Source organism: Candidatus Saccharibacteria bacterium oral taxon 488, assembly GCA_013099195.1.
Classification (GTDB): domain Bacteria; phylum Patescibacteriota; class Saccharimonadia; order Saccharimonadales; family Saccharimonadaceae; genus Nanosynbacter.
In genome coordinates this window covers 127,715-145,429 of record CP039999.1, presented here as the reverse complement: position 1 = coordinate 145,429, position 17,715 = coordinate 127,715, and the positions used below count along the sequence as shown (strand labels likewise).

The window sequence follows — 17,715 nt, the reverse complement described above, 5'->3', positions numbered from 1 at the left end:
TGCACGGAATTGAATTGTTAATTGACCGGCACTTGTTGAAAAGCACCAATTACTAGTCAAGTCTACCTTATCCGCGAGCGTTATGCAAGCATAAACGCTAGCAGACAAGGACATAAAAAGGCAATGGGACTATTAGTACGCTTTAGCTCCATGCATTGCTGCACTTCCACCTTGCGCCTATCAAACAGATAGTCTTTCTGTGTCCTCATAGGGAAACCTTATCTTGAGGTTAGTTTCGCGCTTAATATGCTTTCAGCGCTTATCTAGTCCGCACATAGCTACTCGACAATGCAGCAGGTGGCCACAATCGATACACCAGAGGTGCGTCCGCCCCGGTCCTCTCGTACTAGGGGTAGATCCTCTCAAGTTTCCTATCGTCCATACCGGATATAAACCGAACTGTCTCACGACGTTCTGAACCCAGCTCGCGTACCACTTTAATCGGCGAACAGCCGAACCCTTGGAAGGTGCTCCCCCTCCAGGATGTGATGAGCCGACATCGAGGTGCCAAACAGCGCCGTCTATGTGAACTATTGGGCGCTATAAGCCTGTTATCCCCAGGGTAACTTTTATCCGTTTGCGCTGTCGATCCCACATTCATGTACAAATGTACGTACAGCGGATCACTTGCTCCGACTTTCGTCTCTGATTGGAATGTACTCCTCACAGTCAAGCTGGCTTATGCGCATACACTATCACTTCGATTTCCATCCGAAGTTAGCCAACCTTTGAACGCCTCCGCTACTCTTTAGGAGGCAACCGCCCCAGTTAAACTACCCACCATACACGGTCCGCTAACCGGATAACGGTCAGCGTGAGAACACAATCACAACAAGGGTGGTATTTCACTTGGTGACTCCACAAATACTGGCGTATCTGCTTCAACGTCTCCCACCTATGCTACACATGTTGAAACCGTATTCAATGTAAAGCTGTAGTAAAGCTCCATGGGGTCTTTTCGTCCTGGTACGGACAGACGGCATCTTTACCGCCAATGCACTTTCACCGAGTCCTTCGCTGAGACAGTGCCCACATGATTACTCCATTCGTGCGGGTCAGAACTTACCTGACAAGGAATTTCGCTACCTTAGGACGGTTATAGTTACCGCCGCCATTGACTAGGGCTTCAGTTCGCACCGTGAAGCGCTCCCCTTAACCTTCCAGCATTGGGCAGGAGTCAGCCCCTATACATCCACTTTCGTGTTAGCAGAGACCTGTGTTTTTGATAAACAGTTCCGTGGGCTCTTTTGCTGCGGCCCCCACATCGTTAGATACAAGAGATTCGCGTTCAAAAGAGCAATTCGTTTGCTCGTGTCTCAGAAAATTCGTTTTGTGATTAAAAATGTACTATTTAACCTATTATTCACTGAGTGAACGCGGCTGATATCCACCGAAGTGGGGGCAGACCTTATCCCGAAGTTACGGTCGCTGTATTGCCGAGTTCCTTAGCGAAGGTTCGCTCGTAAGCCTGAGTCTACTCGACTCGAGCACCTGTGTTGGTTTGCGGTACGGGCGGCTAAGTCCATGCGCACACCTGCTTTTCTAGCCAGGGCTTTCACCAAAATCGCGACTCCGAAGAATCACTTTCACTCCCTTTGCGTTCCCGCTCGGTTGGACGGATAAACCATGAATCCGCTTCGATTACTTCCCCGTGAACAGTGTACAAAACTTAACCGGTTCAGGAATATTAACCTGATGTCCATCGCCTACGCTCTGCGCCTCGGCTTAGGCCCGACTAACCCTGAGATGATTACCATGGCTCAGGAAACCTTGCTCTTACGGCCGAGAGGATTCTCACCTCTCTTATGGTTACTCATTCCAGCATTCTCACTTCCTACCGCTCCACCGAACCTTCCGATTCGACTTCACCGCTGATAGGAACGCTCCTCTACCACGCCAGATAAATCTGACATCCATATCTTCGGTATAACGTTTTAGCCCCGTTACATTTTCCACGCAAGATCTCTTGACTAGTGAGCTGTTACGCACTCTTTAAATGAATGGCTGCTTCTAAGCCAACATCCTAGCTGTTTAAGAAATCTCACCTTGTTTCCCACTGAACGTTAATTTAGGGACCTTAGATGATGGTCTGGGCTGTTTCCCTTTCGAGCACCGATCTTAGCACCGATGTTCTAACTGCCGTGGTTACACACATGGTATTCGTAGTTTGTTAAGGGTGGGTACAGTTGCCCGCCCCAGTCCTTTACAGAGCTCTACCCCCATGTGCTACTAACACGACGCTAGCCCTAAAGCTATTTCGAGGAGAACCAGCTATCTCCGAGTTCGATTGGCATTTCACTGCTAACCACAAGTCATCCAAACACTTTGCTGCGTATCCTGGTTCGGTCCTCCACCACCTGTTACAGTGGCTTCAACCTGCTCATGGTTAGGTCACCCGGTTTCGGGTCTAATCCTTACAACTAAACGCCCTATTCAGGCTCGCTTTCACTGTGGCTCCGTCAATTGACTTAACCTCGCTGTAAAAATTAACTCGCTGGATCGTTCTACAAAAAGCACGCCGTCACCGGATAAGCCGGCTCCGACTCCTTGTAGGCACTAAATTTCAGGATCTATTTCACTCCCCTCCCGGGGTTCTTTTCACCTTTCCATCGCTGTACTAGTTCACTATCGATCGTATATTATATTTAGCCTTGGCTGGTGGTCCAGCCAGATTCAAACAGGGTTTCTCGTGCCCCGTCCTACTCGATAAAACATACATAAGGTCAGCGTCGTTTTCGCGTACACGGCTTTCACGTTCTTTGGCTAGTCATTCAAACTATTCTGCTAACCACGCAATTTCTTACCTTACTACCAGTTGATAGCCTGGTATCGCAAATCAGATACCTTCAAATTGTTCTGAAGTTCTCTGACTTGGTCATATGTAATATCACAACCCCTTATTAAGTATTCGTCTATCAACTTATTTGCCTAAATAAATAGGCAAAAACTTAAAAGGTTTGGGCTGTTGCGATTTCGCTCGCCACTACTTTCGCAATCGTTATTTACTTTCTCTTCCTCATCCTACTAAGATGTTTCAGTTCAGATGGTTCCCGCTCGCTTGCCTATGTGTTCAGCAAGTGGCAACATGACATGACTCATGCTGGGTTTCCCCATTCGGAAATCCCCGGATCAAAGCTTGTTGACAGCTTCCCGAGGCTTATCGCAGTCTTCCACGTCCTTCATCGGTAATATACGTCTAGGCATCCATTTAGTGCCCTTGAGTACCTTTTTATGCATTGACTTAACTAGTAGTTGCTACCTTGCAATTACTGTTACCGTCAATTAAAAACTCAATTTCTTCTCTTCAAATTGTTAATGATCATGCCTCACGCTTGAGTGCACATCTCGACCCGTCAAAATAACGTCATCTAATCTACACTCAACGATACTATCACCACTGCCCTCGCACATTTTGCAGTGTATTGCCAGAGGTTCTCCTGAACATTCGCGTAACTAGTAATCAACTATACAGCAGCCGAAGTTGTTTTGCAAGAGTTTTTTCAAAGTTTTTTCGTCTTTTTTGACCGGCTGCGAAAATCCGCGCCAACTGCCTCGGAAATATGAGAAAAACCGTCTTTTTTCAATAGCTCCGCCAATCCGCGATTAATTCGCCCAACCAGCTGCGGTCCTTCAAAAAACAGACCGGTAATCAGCCCTACTAGGCTGGCGCCAGCCTTAATCTTGGCGTACGCATCCTCAGCCGAAAACACTCCACCAACGCCAATGATCGTCAACCGGTCGCCATATTTCTTATACGCATGGCGAATCAGCTCTAAGCTGTGTTCGCGCGTTGGCGCACCACTCAGCCCACCGCGAATTTCATCAGTCAGCGAATCTTTGATGTTAATTTTACTACGGTCTTTGATCAGATTTGCCACCGTCACACCTTGGATATTATGCCGAACAATAACCCCTAGCAGCGCATCAAACTGCTTTATGTCATATAGATGTGGCATTTTCACCCAGAACGGTACGTCACGCGGCACGATATCAAGTGTTGTTAATAATGCATCGAGCGACTCCGCCTCAATAAACGGCTCCTTGCCGGCATTAGGGCATGATATGTTAATTTCTACAACACTCGCCAATTTGTTGTGAATAATATATTCTGTTGCTTTTTTTACGTCATTAATGATCGCCTGTTCGGCTGGATAGCCACCAGCCTGCTCAATCGTTGTTTTATTTGCAATAACCGCCACAGAGATCACACTGACTGCGTTGCTTGACCGACGGGTGTTTCGTTCGATATAGTTACGGATCTTTCGCAAACCTTTATTCGGCATACCCGCAAAAACTACGACTGACTTCGTCCTCGGCAAGCGATGAAACCACGGCCGTCGATTCCCCTTCCTCGGCTCTAGTGTCACCGACCCACCCGAAGCAAACCCAAAACCAATGTCTTCCATTAGTGACAACAGCTGAATATTTTTATCAAATCCTGCCGATAAGCCGATCGGGTTACGAAAAGTGATGCCGCTCACTTCCTGCTGAAGCGAGTTGTCTTGAAAACCCCACGACTTACGGATACCCCACCGAACAGGCGGCAGTACTTGCACTACACGACCGCAAAAAGTAATTAATTTGTGAGTAAAGTCTGGCGTCAACAAGAATAGTATCGGCTTTATAATGTGTTTATACATATTCTAAAAGTATAGCTATCGTCTTATGATTAAGCAAGTAAGCGTATTTCCAACAAAAAACTCACCTGAGGTGAGTTATCAAACTAATCTGGTGGGCGACAAGGGACTCGAACCCCTGACCCTCTCGGTGTAAACGAGATGCTCTAGCCAACTGAGCTAGTCGCCCGTATCAAAAAGCGTGGTGGGCGATGAGGGACTTGAACCTCCGACCTCGTCATTATCAGTGACGCGCTCTAACCAGCTGAGCTAATCGCCCTCATTGCAGTCTTGGTGGAGTGTCGTAGACGTAAGCCTACTTCACCCCATATGGTGGAGGCACAGGGACTCGAACCCTGGACCCCCTGCTTGCAAAGCAGGTGCTCTAGCCAACTGAGCTATGCCCCCATCTCGCCAAGACTTTATTCATTGTACCGTATCTTTTTTATTCTGGCAAGTGTATAATGGAGATATGTATTATAAATTTACCTTTGGATCTTTTTTTGTCGGCCTCATCGTTTTGATTATCGGCGCCGTCATGACCGTATATCATCAAAAACTGGCAGACAATCTCGCGAGCGGTATCAGTAGTTACGAGCGCTTTAAGTTCTGGGGTCTGGTCGTCTGTGGAGTTGGCTTTGGGATTATGCTGTGTCTCCACACTATCCCGCTGGGCTGGCTGGCAGAATCGCTATTCGGTCGCCGATAGTTCCGCAGCCATCGCCATATCGCGTTCTAGTTATAATCGATTAGAGACAGCCACGTGAAAGACCCCGTCATTAGTCATAGACGACAAAACACCCTCCACATAGGAGGGTATTTCCATATTAACAACTTGATTGTGCAATTCATCAATCGGCTTATCGTAGAGAAGGTTTTGAACTTTGTCTCGTCCCTAGAAGGACTATTGTAAATATGTAAGCTCAGCATATTTACGAGACCGACCTAGCTCAATTTGTGATTGCTCGACAAATTGGCATCTATTCTCCCTAGAAAGGAGGTAATCCATCCGCACCTTCCGGTACGGATACCTTGTTACGACTTAACCCCAATCATGCCCCCCACCTTAGGCCGACGAATCGGACTTCGGGTGTTGGTCACTTTCATGGTTTGACGGGCGGTGTGTACAAGACCCGGGAACGTATTCACCGCAACTTGCTGATTTGCGATTACTAGCGATTCCGACTTCATGCAGGCGAGTTTCAGCCTGCAATCCGAACTGGGACTAGCTTTGATGCGATTTGCTTCACCTCGCGGCTTCGCTGCGCATTGTACTAGCCATTGTATTACGTTTCTAGCCCAGGACGTAAGGGAAATACTGACCTGACATCATCCCCTCCTTCCTCCCCGTTACCGGGGCAGTCCAAGTAGAAAAATACAACTACTTGCAAGGGTTGCGCTCGTTGAAGGACTTAACCTAACATCTCACGACACGAGCTGACGACGGCCATGCATCACCTGTCACAGGGTTCCAAAAGGCACAGTCTACTTTCATAGACCTTCCCTAGATGTCAAGCCCTGGTAAGGTTCTTCGGTTATCATCGAATTAAAGAACATAATCCACCGCTTGTGCGGGTCCCCGTCAATTCCTTTATGTTTTAGCCTTGCGGCCGTACTCCACAGGCGGGATACTTAACGCGTTAGCTTCGCTACTGAAGGGGTCGATACCTCCAACAGCTAGTATCCATCGTTTACGGCGTGGACTACCCGGGTATCTAATCCGGTTCGCTCCCCACGCTTTCGTGCCTTAGCGTCAGAAATGGTCCAGTCACCTGCCTACGCCATCGGTGTTCCTTCTTATATCTACGGATTTCACTCCTACACAAGAAATTCCAGTGACCTCTACCACTCTCGAGTAAGCCAGTTTGAATAATAGTCTGTATGGTTGAGCCACCAGGTTTCACTATTCACTTGACTTACCGCCTACGCAACTCTTTACGCCCAGTCACTCCGGATAATGCTCGCACCCTACGTATGACCGCGGCTGCTGGCACGTAGTTAGCCGGTGCTTATTCATGAGTTACCGTCATATTCTTCACTCATAAAAGAAGTTTACAACCCGAAGGCCTTCATCCTTCACGCGGCGTTGCTCCATCAGGCTTTCGCCCATTGTGGAAGATTCCTCACTGCTGCCTCCCGTAGGAGTCTGGACCGTGTCTCAGTTCCAGTCTGGCTGATCATCCTCTCAGACCAGCTATGGATCGTCGGCTTGGTAGGCCATTACCCTACCAACAACCTAATCCAACGCAGGCTTCTCCCAAAGCGGATAAATCCTTTAATCCGAAGACCATATGCGGTATTAGCTACCCTTTCGGGCAGTTATCCCTCACTTTGGGGCAAATTCCTACGCGTTACTCAGCCGTTCGCCGCTCGCCGGCATTCTGCACTATCAGTTCGAAGTCACCCTAGACACTCATTTTCTTTCGAAATGATGCGGCTGATTTCCTTTGGAAATCCCCGCGTCCAGGCTTCAAGTTGATAGTGCAGAACCCGCTGCCGCTCGACTTGCATGTGTTAGGCACGCCGCCAGCATTCATCCTGAGCCAGGATCAAACTCTCCGTTAAAAATCTACTTTATATCAAAGTAGTAAGGCTCTACAAAAATATAAACTGACGATGATATTGCACAATCAAATTGTTAAAGATCATAGTCGGGTTTGTGTACCGCTTTCGCTTCACCTAACAAATTAGCGTGATTGTCGCTTGGCTCGCACTCCAGCAACCAGACTGATACTCATCTTACCTGATATTAGTAGTCAGGTCAAGGGTTATTAGCAATTATCTTGTAGCGAAAATTACAACAAACGTCACAGCCGCACCCACAGCGGCCCCAGCAAGCACTTCTGGCAGTGTATGGCCATGTGCCACCCTAATCGTCGATAGTTTTGGATAATCTTTTCGCACCACTCTATTGAGCAAGTCACCTTGCTGTCCAGAGGAAAATCGCACCATCACCGCATCATATAATACGATTGCCGCGAACCACGCAGCCAGGCCAAACAGCGGACTTCCCCACCCCTGGTAGTGGCCGATGGTCAGCGCAAGTGACACCACTGTTGCACTGTGAGCACTCGGCATACCGCCCGAAAACAATACCGGTGAACGAGGGTTCGACTGCGTAACTCGACGATTGCGGCCAAACAGCCGGGCCAGATGCTTTGATGACTGCGCTACAAACCACGCGATGCCCGGTATCAGGATGTATTGCATCGGCACTTAGCTAATCCTCCTCGTCTGGACGCTTCTCCATTAGGCCAATCGACGACACCGCATCGCCATCGCTCAACCGCATAATTGTTACGCCTTGGGTTGTTCGGCCGAGCAACTTGATGTCACTCAAGCCTAGACGAATTGTTTGACCATTTTGCGACACCAACAGTGCTTCGTTCATCGTCGGATCAATTGTCTGTACTGAAATGATCGGGCCAGTCTTTGTTGTCACAATCGCCGCTTTTATCCCGACACCACCGCGCTTATGACTTGGGAAATTAGTCACTTTCGTGCGCTTACCAAAACCTTTTTCGCTAATAACCAGCAGTGTCTGATCATCACTGGTAACGATGTCCATACCAACAACGCAATCATTTGGACGCAGGCGTACACCACGTACACCACGCGCCGCTCGACCCATCGGCCGGGCATCCTGTTCGTTGAAACGAATCGCCTGGCCAGCTGATGTTGAAATAATTACATCACTTTTGCCATCTGTTTTCTTGATCCAGCGCAGCTCGTCACCATCATCTAACTTAATGGCAATAAGCCCGTTCGTCCGAATATTGGCGTAGTCACCAAGCGGCGTCTTTTTGACCGTACCGTTCTTAGTCGCCATAAACAGATAACCTTGATCACCAGCATTCTTCTCGTGTTTAATGATAGCGGTGATCTTCTCTTCTGGCTGTAGCTGGAGCAGGTTCACCGCCGCCACACCTTTGGCACTGAGACTGGCAGCTGGCACTTCATACGCCTTCAGACGGAAAATCCGACCTCGATTCGTAAAGAACAACAAATAGTCATGGGTATTTGCTGGCACCACCTGGTCAATGATATCCTCCTCTTTGGTGGTCATGCCGCGCTTGCCCTTGCCACCACGGTTTTGCTTGCGATAGTCACTGAGCAGGGTCCGCTTGATGTAATTCTCACCAGTCAGCAAAATGACCGCCTCCTCATCCGGAATTAGCTCCTCGTCAGAGAACTTACCCAGCTCATGGTTGATAATTTTACTACGCCGCTCGTCGCCATACTTTTCCTTCATCTCCAGGAGCTCAGTCTTAATGATATTCAAGATCTCTTGCTCGTCGGCCAAGATAGCCTCTAACCTTGCGATCAGTTTCAGAAGCTCGCGCAGTTCATTTTCAACCGCTTCACGCTCAAGTCCAGTCAGGCGTCTCAGCTGCATCGCCAAAATAGCCTTGGCCTGGATCTCGCTCAGTCCAAACTTAGCGCGCAGATTCTTTTCCGCTTCATCCTGGGTTTTTGAGGCACGAATCGTCTTGATCACCTCGTCGATATGATCCAGTGCAATCTTGTAGCCCTCCAGAATATGCGCTCTTGCCTTAGCTTTTTTCAGCTCAAACTCAGTACGGCGGCGCACCACAGATTGTCGGTGCTTAATAAACTCGCTCAAAATATCGTGCAAGCCTAAGATCCGTGGCTGCATGGTATTGACCAGTGCCAGCATGTTGTAATTAAAACTTGTTTGTAAAGCTGTTAATTTATACAGCTGGTTCAGCACCTTCTTTGGATACGCATCTTTCTTCAGCTCGATGACAATGCGGACTTTACCTCGAGAACTTTCATCACGTAGGTCGGCCAGCATCACTCGTTTTTCTTTATGAAGCTCACCAATTTTTTCGATTAGTGTTGCTTTATTTACACCATACGGGATCTCTGTGACGACGATCTGATGCCGCCCCTTCTTGGTCTCCTGAATCTCCGCCACCGCCCGCATCATTACACTACCGCGACCAGTCGCATATGCCTGACGCATCGGCGCGCCTCCATAGACAATCGCCCCCGTCGGAAAGTCCGGGCCCTTAACGTGCTTCAGTAAATCATCAACTGTCGCCTCAGGATTATTGATCAGCTCAACCGTCGCATCCACCAACTCGCCCAAGTTGTGCGTCGGGATACTCGTCGCCATACCAACAGCGATACCAATCTGACCGTTCAATAGCAAGTTTGGTAATTTTGCCGGCAGCACGATTGGCTCACGCTCTGAGCCGTCAAAGTTATCCTTGAAATCAACCGTTTCTTTCTCGATGTCAGTTAGTAGTTCTTCAGCTGGCTTGTCGAGTCGCGCCTCAGTATAACGGTGAGCGGCTGGTGGATCTCCGTCCATTGAGCCAAAATTTCCCTGGCCCTGCACCAAGGTATAGCGCATCGCCCAATCTTGCGCCAGACGCACCATTGAATCATAAATCGCTGAGTCACCATGCGGGTGATATTTACCCATTACATCACCAATGATGCGTGCTGATTTGACGAATTTTGCGGTACTACGGTTGCCGTTTTGGTTCATTGAATACAAAATACGGCGATGCACCGGTTTCAGACCATCACGCACATCTGGTAGTGCCCGGTCAACAATGACACTCATCGAATAGCGGAAGAAATTATCCTGCATCACGTGTTCGAGTCGACGTCGCTCTAAACCTGTTGGCATATCGGTTACCATATCCGGCGTCGCCTCAATTGACTCGTGGTGACTGGTTGATTGTATCTGTTTGTCCTGATCACTCATGATTAAATATCCAAATCCTCCAAGTTAGCATTTTTTGCCCAGCTTTGAATAAAGTTTTTGCGCAAACTCACGTCATCGCCCATCAACCGCGTAAAGATCGCATCCGCCTCTTCGGCGTCTTCCACACTGACCTGAATCAATACACGATTTTCTGGATTCATCGTTGTCTCCCACAGCTGGTCGGCATCCATCTCACCAAGACCCTTAAATCGTGAAATTGTCACGCCAGCCTGCTTGGTGACATCTTGTTCATCATCGATTGTTGTGCCACGACTTTTCTTATCGGCAATTAGGCTCGCCAATACTTTGTCTTTCTCATCCTCGTCATACGCATAAATCTTCTTCTGCCCGCGGTTGATTGAATACAGCGGTGGTTTGGCAAGATACACATAGCCACCCTCAACCACCTCTTTCATATAGCGGAACAGGAATGTCAAAAGCAACGTCGCGATGTGACTACCGTCAACATCAGCATCGGTCATGATGATAATTTTGTGATAGCGCAAGCCATTGATGTCAAACTGATCGCCAATCCCAACACCAAACGCCTGGATCATTGCCACAATCTCTTTGTTAGCAAACATCTTATCAAGCCGCGCTCGCTCAGTGTTCAACACCTTACCACGGAGCGGCAAAATTGCCTGAGTCTTACTGTCGCGGCCTTCTTTAGCTGAACCGGCCGCCGAGTTACCCTCAACGATATAAATTTCACTATCGCTCGGACTTTTGCTCGAGCAATCCCATAACTTACCTGGTAGCCCCATACCATCAAGTGCACCCTTACGGATCACATTGTCGCGGGCTGCTCGTGCCGCTTTGCGGGCTCGTGCCGCCAAAGTCGCCTTACCGACAATTTTCTTAGCAATACTCGGATTTTCCTCGAGGTAATACGCAAAATACTCGTTCATCACCTGCTCGACATAGCGACGCATTTCTGGATTACCGAGCTTATTTTTGGTCTGACCTTCAAACTGTGGATCAGGCAATTTAACCAAGATAATCGCCGTCAAGCCCTCGCGAATGTCGTCACCAGTCAGGTTATCTTCCTTTTCCTTCAATAAGCCATTCTTACGCGCATAGTCGTTGATGACCCTGGTTAGCGCTGAACGAAAACCAACTAGGTGCGTACCGCCATCTGGTGTCAGCACATTGTTGGCGAACGGCTTCACCGTCTCAATGTAGGTATCGTTATATTGCACGGCAATTTCCACCATGCAATCTTCAACCTGCTTCTCAACATAAAAGACATCGTTTGATAAAACATCTTTGCCAATGTTGAGGTGTCTCACGTAGCTCTGAATACCACCCTCAAAGTAAAATGACTGTCGCTCACCTGTTCGATTGTCAATAACTGAGGTGTGCACGCCTTTGGTGAGGTATGCCTGATGGCGCAAATAACTAACCACCCACTTGTAGTCAAATTCCACTGTCTCCTTAAAAATCGTTGGATCTGGGTAGAATGTTATGCGCGTCCCGGTTGGCCGATCAGTTTTACCAACCTTCTTCAGTGGTTCAACGATACCACCAATCGCAAACACCACACGGTACAGCTGCCCGTCTCGCACCACCTCAGCGATCATTTTGGTTGAAAGCGCGTTTACCACGCTCGAACCTACGCCGTGGAGTCCAGATGACACTTTGTAGCCACCGCCGCCAAACTTACCGCCAGCATGTAGCACGGTCAGCACTGTTTCTAGAGTAGACAAACCAGTTTTTGGATGTTTATCAACTGGAATACCGCGCCCATCATCGGTCACCTGCACACCACCGTCTTCTAGCAGCACCACCTCTACTCTCGTCGCATGGCCCGCAATTGCCTCGTCAATTGAGTTATCGGCAATCTCCTTGATCAGATGGTGAATACCATCATATCCCGTGCTACCAATGTACATTCCCGGCCGCTTACGCACCGGTTCGAGACCCTCCAAAACCTGGATTTGCGAGCCATCGTAGGCTTGCTTATCTGTTTGTTTAGCCATGCTTCCCTCACTATTTCTGATTTGTCAGCTATTTACAACTCCCCCATTATACCGCAAAAAAAGTGTTCACTCAAGCTATTTGCGTAAAAGCGATCGCTGTGCTATAGTGGAGACGGAATTTTTACGAAAACATAAAACTAATGGAAAATAAGGAACGGCATGTTTAAGAAAATCGTCTCCCACCTCGCGTTTAGCCCAAGCCTCATCCAAGAGCTCGGCTTTTACGCGAAACGCCTCCACAAAGAGGAAATCACTCGCAAAACCGGTCTCATTCTGACCGCCCTAGCGCTCATCGTGCAGTCATTTGCCGTTTTCCAACCACCTGAATCTGCCAATGCCGCCAATGCTTCAGACCTCGTTTATGGCGGTATTCATACGAAATCACAGCTACTCGCCGCGTGGGACAATAACTCGCAAAATTATCGTGATATGCTGCAGCATGCTGGTATCACACGCGAGAACTTGGCGAGTGCTCGGGACTCTGAGATCAGTACTCGCAGCAGCGGCCGCGATAATGGCTGGCAGTCCTGGAGCCGAGTTTCACGCTTCGGCCTTCAGCGCGGAGAAGTCCAGTTTCAGGTTGGTAGTCTGACGCTGTATTCGCGACCAATGGCTGAATTTGACACCGGGCGCAACCGCAGCGGCTCAGGTTCATGGTATAAATCATTCGTCGGCACGACTAGCGAGGGCAAACCGTTTGCTATCATGAAGGCCTGCGCTAACATCATGCTCAAAGAGTTGCCAAAACAAAAACCGAAACCAACCGCCGCTTGTAAATTACTTGAGCGACCCGTCGTCACCGACCGTACCAAAGTCTCGATGACAGCGTATGGTGATGTCCAAAACGGTGCAACGATCGCTGGCTATACCTTCATCATTAAAAACTCAGCCGGCACAGAGGTGCTCCGCAAACGTGTCAATACCACCGCTACGAGTTCGTCATTACAGCACACACTCGACAAGGACGGCACGTATACCGTGTCCGTTATTGTCCACACCAGCCTCGGTGACCAGACGAACAGTGCCTGTGCTTCAATCTTTACGATCAGTCCAAAACCACGCTGTCCACTTAACCCAAGTCTGCCGATAGACCATCCCGACTGCCAGCCGTGTCCAGGCGACGCCACAATTTGGGTCAAAGACACAACCTGTAAAGCCCAGGTTACCCGCACCAAGGCGGCACATAACCTGACCTCTGGCGGCGATGCCACCAAGAAAAAAGCCAACGCCAGCGACCGCATTGAGTATAAGCTAACCGCTAAGAACGAAGGCAAAGCTCCAGCAACAGTCGATCTGAAGGACGAGCTATCCGATGTACTAGAATATGCCGATATCTATGATAATGGTGGTGGCACCTTTGATAAGGAAAAGCGCACCCTTTCTTGGCCACGAGTCACCCTCAAACCAGGCGAACAAAAGGTTATGACCTACGTCGTCCAGCTCAAGGGTCAACTTTCGGCTAAACCACGCGGCACCAGCGACCCGTCATCGTATGACTGCCGTATGACAAACGTCTTTGGTACCAGTGTCGAAATTGTTGTTAACTGTCCAACGCCAAAGGTCGTCGAGCAGACCGTCGCTACCCTGCCGCGAACCGGCCCTGGAGAAAACATGTTATTCGCCGGTATCATTGCAGCTGTTGTCACCTTCTTCTATTGCCGCTCGCGACAACTGAGTAAAGAGGTCCGCATCATTCGCCGTGATATTACGGCGGGAACGTTATAACATAGGGAGGGTAATACAATGTCAGAAAAACTGCACAGAGCTAATCCAGAGCTAACAAAGAATGCTGGCGAACTTGAGCAGTCAGCCAGCGAAGTAGAACGATCAGCGGCTGAACAACTGGAGCGGCGGGCTGAACAAGTTGCCGGACGACAACATGAAAAGCTCGACGATGCTCGTCACGAAGCATTAGAGCAAGCCGAGGCAAGCCAAACCGCTGAAACGGAGAAGCCAGTAGTCTCAGAGGCACCTCGCCAGATCACCAAAGCCGACCGTACCGACAGCTACCGGAAAACCATGAAAAAAATGCAGAGCGAATTATCGCCAGCTTCACGCACCTTTAGCAAGGTCATCCACAACCCAGCCGTTGAAAAAGCCAGTGAAGCTATCGGCAGCACCGTCGCACGCCCGAACCTCATTATTGCTGGCGCACTTGGCGCAATTTCCTCAGTCATCGTCTACTTTATCGCCCGCCACTACGGCTACGTTCTCTCTGGATCAGAAACGATCATTCTCTTTGGTTGTGGTTGGGTTATCGGCGCCATTATTGAGTACGCTCGCGTTGGCTTCCTCAATAAAAGATAGCCTGGCCCACGCCTAGCGTAGCTTGATCGATATCTCGCCATTATCGTTATTATCACCGCGCAGGTCGAGGCGGTTTTGCGACTCTGCCTGCTGCAGTTCTGCCGCCATCCTATCGGCAATTGATAGCGGTGCGACCTGCGCAGCCACATCCGAACCAGCCACTGTCGGCGCAGGCGCCGGATGCTGATCTGGTGATCGTAAACTATCATGAGGCGCACTCGCTGGCTGCCCCAATGGCCCGTTCGGCGAAGCACCAACTCCCTGCGACATCTGGCCAGCCATCTGGGCGGGCATAGCGACATCTTGTGGCACAGCGCCTTGCCCAATCTGTGGCGGTCGCATAGAAGCCAACGGTGGTTGCGCACCCGCCAAGCCTGAGGTCGGCGACGCTAGTCGCGACGTAGCTGGACGGCCTGACTGTGGAGCTAGCGGCGATGGCGTACCCAACCGAGACTGCCCCGCACCCGGAGCAGCAGCGCCCACAGCCCCTGGCTTGCCACCACCAAGTTGTTGACGTTTTGACAACCACTCGTCCAGGAAAGACGAACCGCTCTTTGCAGTCGGCCGATTGAGCGATGGGCCAGTCGACGAAGTCGCTGGCTTTTTATTGCGACCAAGCCGCTCAAATATTTCCTTCTCAACCACCGCGCGTGGTTTGCCGTACTTTGCTGCCGATAGTCGCACCAACGCATCGCGGAGCTGATTGTTAACCTGCCCCATCGGTGGCACCCAGTTCATACTAAACGGCGCCGACGGTACATTATTGATCATCACTGAAGCGATCGACTGGAAATTTGGTAGCTTTGATAAGTCATCAATGTCAAACACTGGCTGAAACTTCTTGACCATCAATTCCGCGTCAGTAATACCAATACGCCCCGAGATAACCGTACCAATGTTACCAATAATAGCCTCACGAATCTTCTCCGTTAGCTGCGTCATGAACTGGTTACCCATGATCAGGCTCAGCTTATATTTTCGCGCCTCAGACAAAATTGATTCAAAACTATCAGTCGCAAAGTTCTGCACCTCGTCAACATATAGTGAAAAGTCTTCACGCTGCTCTTCCGGGATATCAGCCCGCGACATAGCCGCCGCCTGGAACTTCATGATAAAGATAATTCCTAGTAGCTTGGCATTGAGTTCACCAAGCTTACCCTTCGACAGATTAACTAACAAAATCTTTTTATTATCCATAATCTCACGGATGTTAAACCCTGACTTCGTCTGGCCGATGATATTACGCATCGAATCATTAGAGATAAATGGGCCAAACTTCGAGACCACCCACGATATCACCTCACCGGCCTCATTTGATCGCTGTGAGGCCGGGAACTCCTTTGTCCAGAAATCAATCACCTGCGGATCAGTGACGTACTTCAGCTTGCTCTTCACAAATTCTGGGTCAATGAGACACTTTGGCACATCAATAAATGTTCCACCAGCTGGATCCGCCATTAACAGCAGCGCACAGTTACGGAAAATATGCTCAAGCCGTGGCCCCACAATACCGGTATGCCCCGGATCGTACAGCCCATACAGCATGTTAATCGCTTCCTGCACCAGAAAGTCCTTTTGATCCGGACTATCGAATTCAAACATGTTGAGGCCAATCGGATTTTCCATATCGGCAGGGTTGAAATAGATAATATCCTCCACCCGCTCTTTCGGCACCTTCCCCATGAGCGACTCGACCAAATCACCGTGCGGATCGATCAGCGCAAATCCCCGGCCATCCATCATGTCTTGATACGCCATATTTTCCTGCAATACTGACTTACCAACACCAGTCTGACCGATGATGTAAACGTGACGACGACGATCCTTCGTACCGATACGAATTGGCTTTTTCGTACCACGAAATTCGTTGTAACCAATCAATAGTCCCTCGTCCAAGACATCAGTCGGCCCATCAACCTGCTTGGACATCTGCCGCTTAACCTGTGAAGTTGGGATGGCAGTTGCGCTCGGCAAGTGAAACAGAGTCGCCATCTCAACACTATTAAGGATATTACTGCGAATATGTTGCGGGAAAAACCGCATAATATACGCTGTGGTCATTTCCTCAATATTATTTGTCAACGAAAAACGAAAACCATTATTGCGTGGCGAGTCAAACATCGCAAACGCAGCGATAATATTTTTAAGCAGCACCTGTGAACGAGCGGCAGTATTTGATGAAATTACCACCCGCACTAATACCTCATACGCCGGATAGCGGGTCTTCTCGCTAACAGCATCAACCTCTGCCTGCTCGAGCGACGATAGCTGTTTGTCCTCAGGCTTAATTTCACCTTCTTTTTCTTTTGCCGACTGTGGTGGTTTCCACAACGCCTCAAAAATGTCCCCAACCATTGAGATATCAACGCCCGCCACCTTCGTTGATTTCTTGCCCTTGTTCTTCTTCATCTTCTCAACATGCTCTTCCGAAGCACGCGACCAACCCTCCCGCGCCGGCCGAACCAAGAACTGCAAACCGATACCATCGTCTTTTGTCGCCGCTGACATAGCATTCAGTAGCGCGCGCGATGCGTCTCGCTTTGACTCTTGGTAGGTCGCGATAGGATAGACGAACGACTTACGGAGCGAGAATTCGCCGCCAATCGTCCCGCTCATCTTGCCAATTTTACTAAATACATTCGTATCAGCCACTTCTTCCAAGCGCGCAGCCGGATAAGCTGCCGCGATCGCTTGGCGAATTACATCAACCAGCACCGTCGGCACCACGGCATAATAATGCACCAAACCGCCACGCGCAATAATCTCAAATGACAAATGACGCTGTCCGTAGAGTCGACTCTTAAATCCTTTCGTGGCGGTACTTGATATAATGTTATACATCACTTGCGCTTGGCTGAGGATTTCTTCCGTCAAATCACGTTGGTCACGGCTCGCCCCGTCAATATCCTCGCTTGATGGCGGCAAATGAATGAGCAGCGGCACCATTTTTAGCCCGCGCTCATAATTTTTTGCTTCACGCAGCATCTTGCGATACTGCAGCGTGACAATCGTCACACCGATCGCTAATACTACGACGACGATAAAACCAGTAATTAACGGCCCGCTATCCATA

The 17,715-nt window shown here is 49.3% G+C and carries 7 protein-coding genes, 3 tRNA genes, 2 rRNA genes and 1 pseudogene; 3 read left to right on the top strand and 10 right to left on the bottom strand.

Going from position 1 to position 17,715, the window contains the following annotated elements:
* Positions 1–114: 114 nt before the first annotated feature.
* The 5 genes from FBF28_00730 to FBF28_00710 all read right to left on the bottom strand — a co-directional run bounded on the left by FBF28_00730 (position 115) and on the right by FBF28_00710 (position 5,024).
* Positions 115–3,230, bottom strand: a 23S ribosomal RNA gene (locus FBF28_00730).
* Between the two features lie 270 nt (positions 3,231–3,500).
* Positions 3,501–4,640 (bottom strand): dihydroorotate dehydrogenase (quinone), encoded by a 1,140-nt coding sequence (pyrD, locus tag FBF28_00725; protein QJU08092.1) that lies wholly within the window; start codon positions 4,638–4,640, stop codon positions 3,501–3,503.
* Between the two features lie 89 nt (positions 4,641–4,729).
* A tRNA-Val gene (locus FBF28_00720) sits at positions 4,730–4,806 on the bottom strand.
* A 13-nt stretch (positions 4,807–4,819) separates the two neighbouring features.
* Positions 4,820–4,896: transfer RNA gene (locus FBF28_00715), tRNA-Ile, on the bottom strand.
* A gap of 51 nt (positions 4,897–4,947) precedes the next feature.
* Positions 4,948–5,024, bottom strand: a tRNA-Ala gene (locus FBF28_00710).
* A 64-nt stretch (positions 5,025–5,088) separates the two neighbouring features.
* On the opposite strand from FBF28_00710, the gene FBF28_00705 reads away from it, so the two are divergent.
* Entirely contained in the window at positions 5,089–5,325 is a 237-nt protein-coding gene (locus FBF28_00705) for a hypothetical protein (GenBank protein QJU08091.1), read from the top strand.
* Between the two features lie 281 nt (positions 5,326–5,606).
* On the opposite strand, the gene FBF28_00700 is transcribed toward FBF28_00705, so the two are convergent.
* The 4 genes from FBF28_00700 to gyrB form a co-directional block, all read right to left on the bottom strand.
* A 16S ribosomal RNA gene (locus FBF28_00700) occupies positions 5,607–7,184 on the bottom strand.
* A gap of 210 nt (positions 7,185–7,394) precedes the next feature.
* Positions 7,395–7,826, bottom strand: a complete 432-nt coding sequence (locus tag FBF28_00695) for a divergent PAP2 family protein (protein ID QJU08090.1) — start codon at positions 7,824–7,826, stop codon at positions 7,395–7,397.
* 10 nt (positions 7,827–7,836) lie between these two features.
* Complete coding sequence (gene gyrA, locus FBF28_00690; protein ID QJU08800.1) at positions 7,837–10,290, bottom strand: DNA gyrase subunit A; 2,454 nt, start codon at positions 10,288–10,290, stop codon at positions 7,837–7,839.
* Between the two features lie 68 nt (positions 10,291–10,358).
* The gene (gene gyrB, locus FBF28_00685) at positions 10,359–12,335 is read right to left on the bottom strand and encodes a DNA topoisomerase (ATP-hydrolyzing) subunit B (protein QJU08089.1); all 1,977 of its coding nucleotides are present in this window, start codon (positions 12,333–12,335) and stop codon (positions 10,359–10,361) included.
* A 159-nt stretch (positions 12,336–12,494) separates the two neighbouring features.
* Between gyrB and FBF28_00680 the strand changes: the two genes are divergently transcribed.
* Together FBF28_00680 and FBF28_00675 are read left to right on the top strand one after the other, a co-directional pair.
* The gene (locus FBF28_00680; GenBank protein ID QJU08088.1) at positions 12,495–14,060 is read left to right on the top strand and encodes a hypothetical protein; all 1,566 of its coding nucleotides are present in this window, start codon (positions 12,495–12,497) and stop codon (positions 14,058–14,060) included.
* Between the two features lie 18 nt (positions 14,061–14,078).
* Positions 14,079–14,642: a hypothetical protein gene (locus FBF28_00675; GenBank protein QJU08087.1), complete on the top strand. Its 564-nt coding sequence runs from the start codon at positions 14,079–14,081 to the stop codon at positions 14,640–14,642.
* Between the two features lie 498 nt (positions 14,643–15,140).
* On the opposite strand, the pseudogene FBF28_00670 reads toward FBF28_00675, so the two are convergent.
* Positions 15,141–17,714: pseudogene (locus FBF28_00670) on the bottom strand (ATP-binding protein).
* Position 17,715 lies beyond the last annotated feature (1 nt).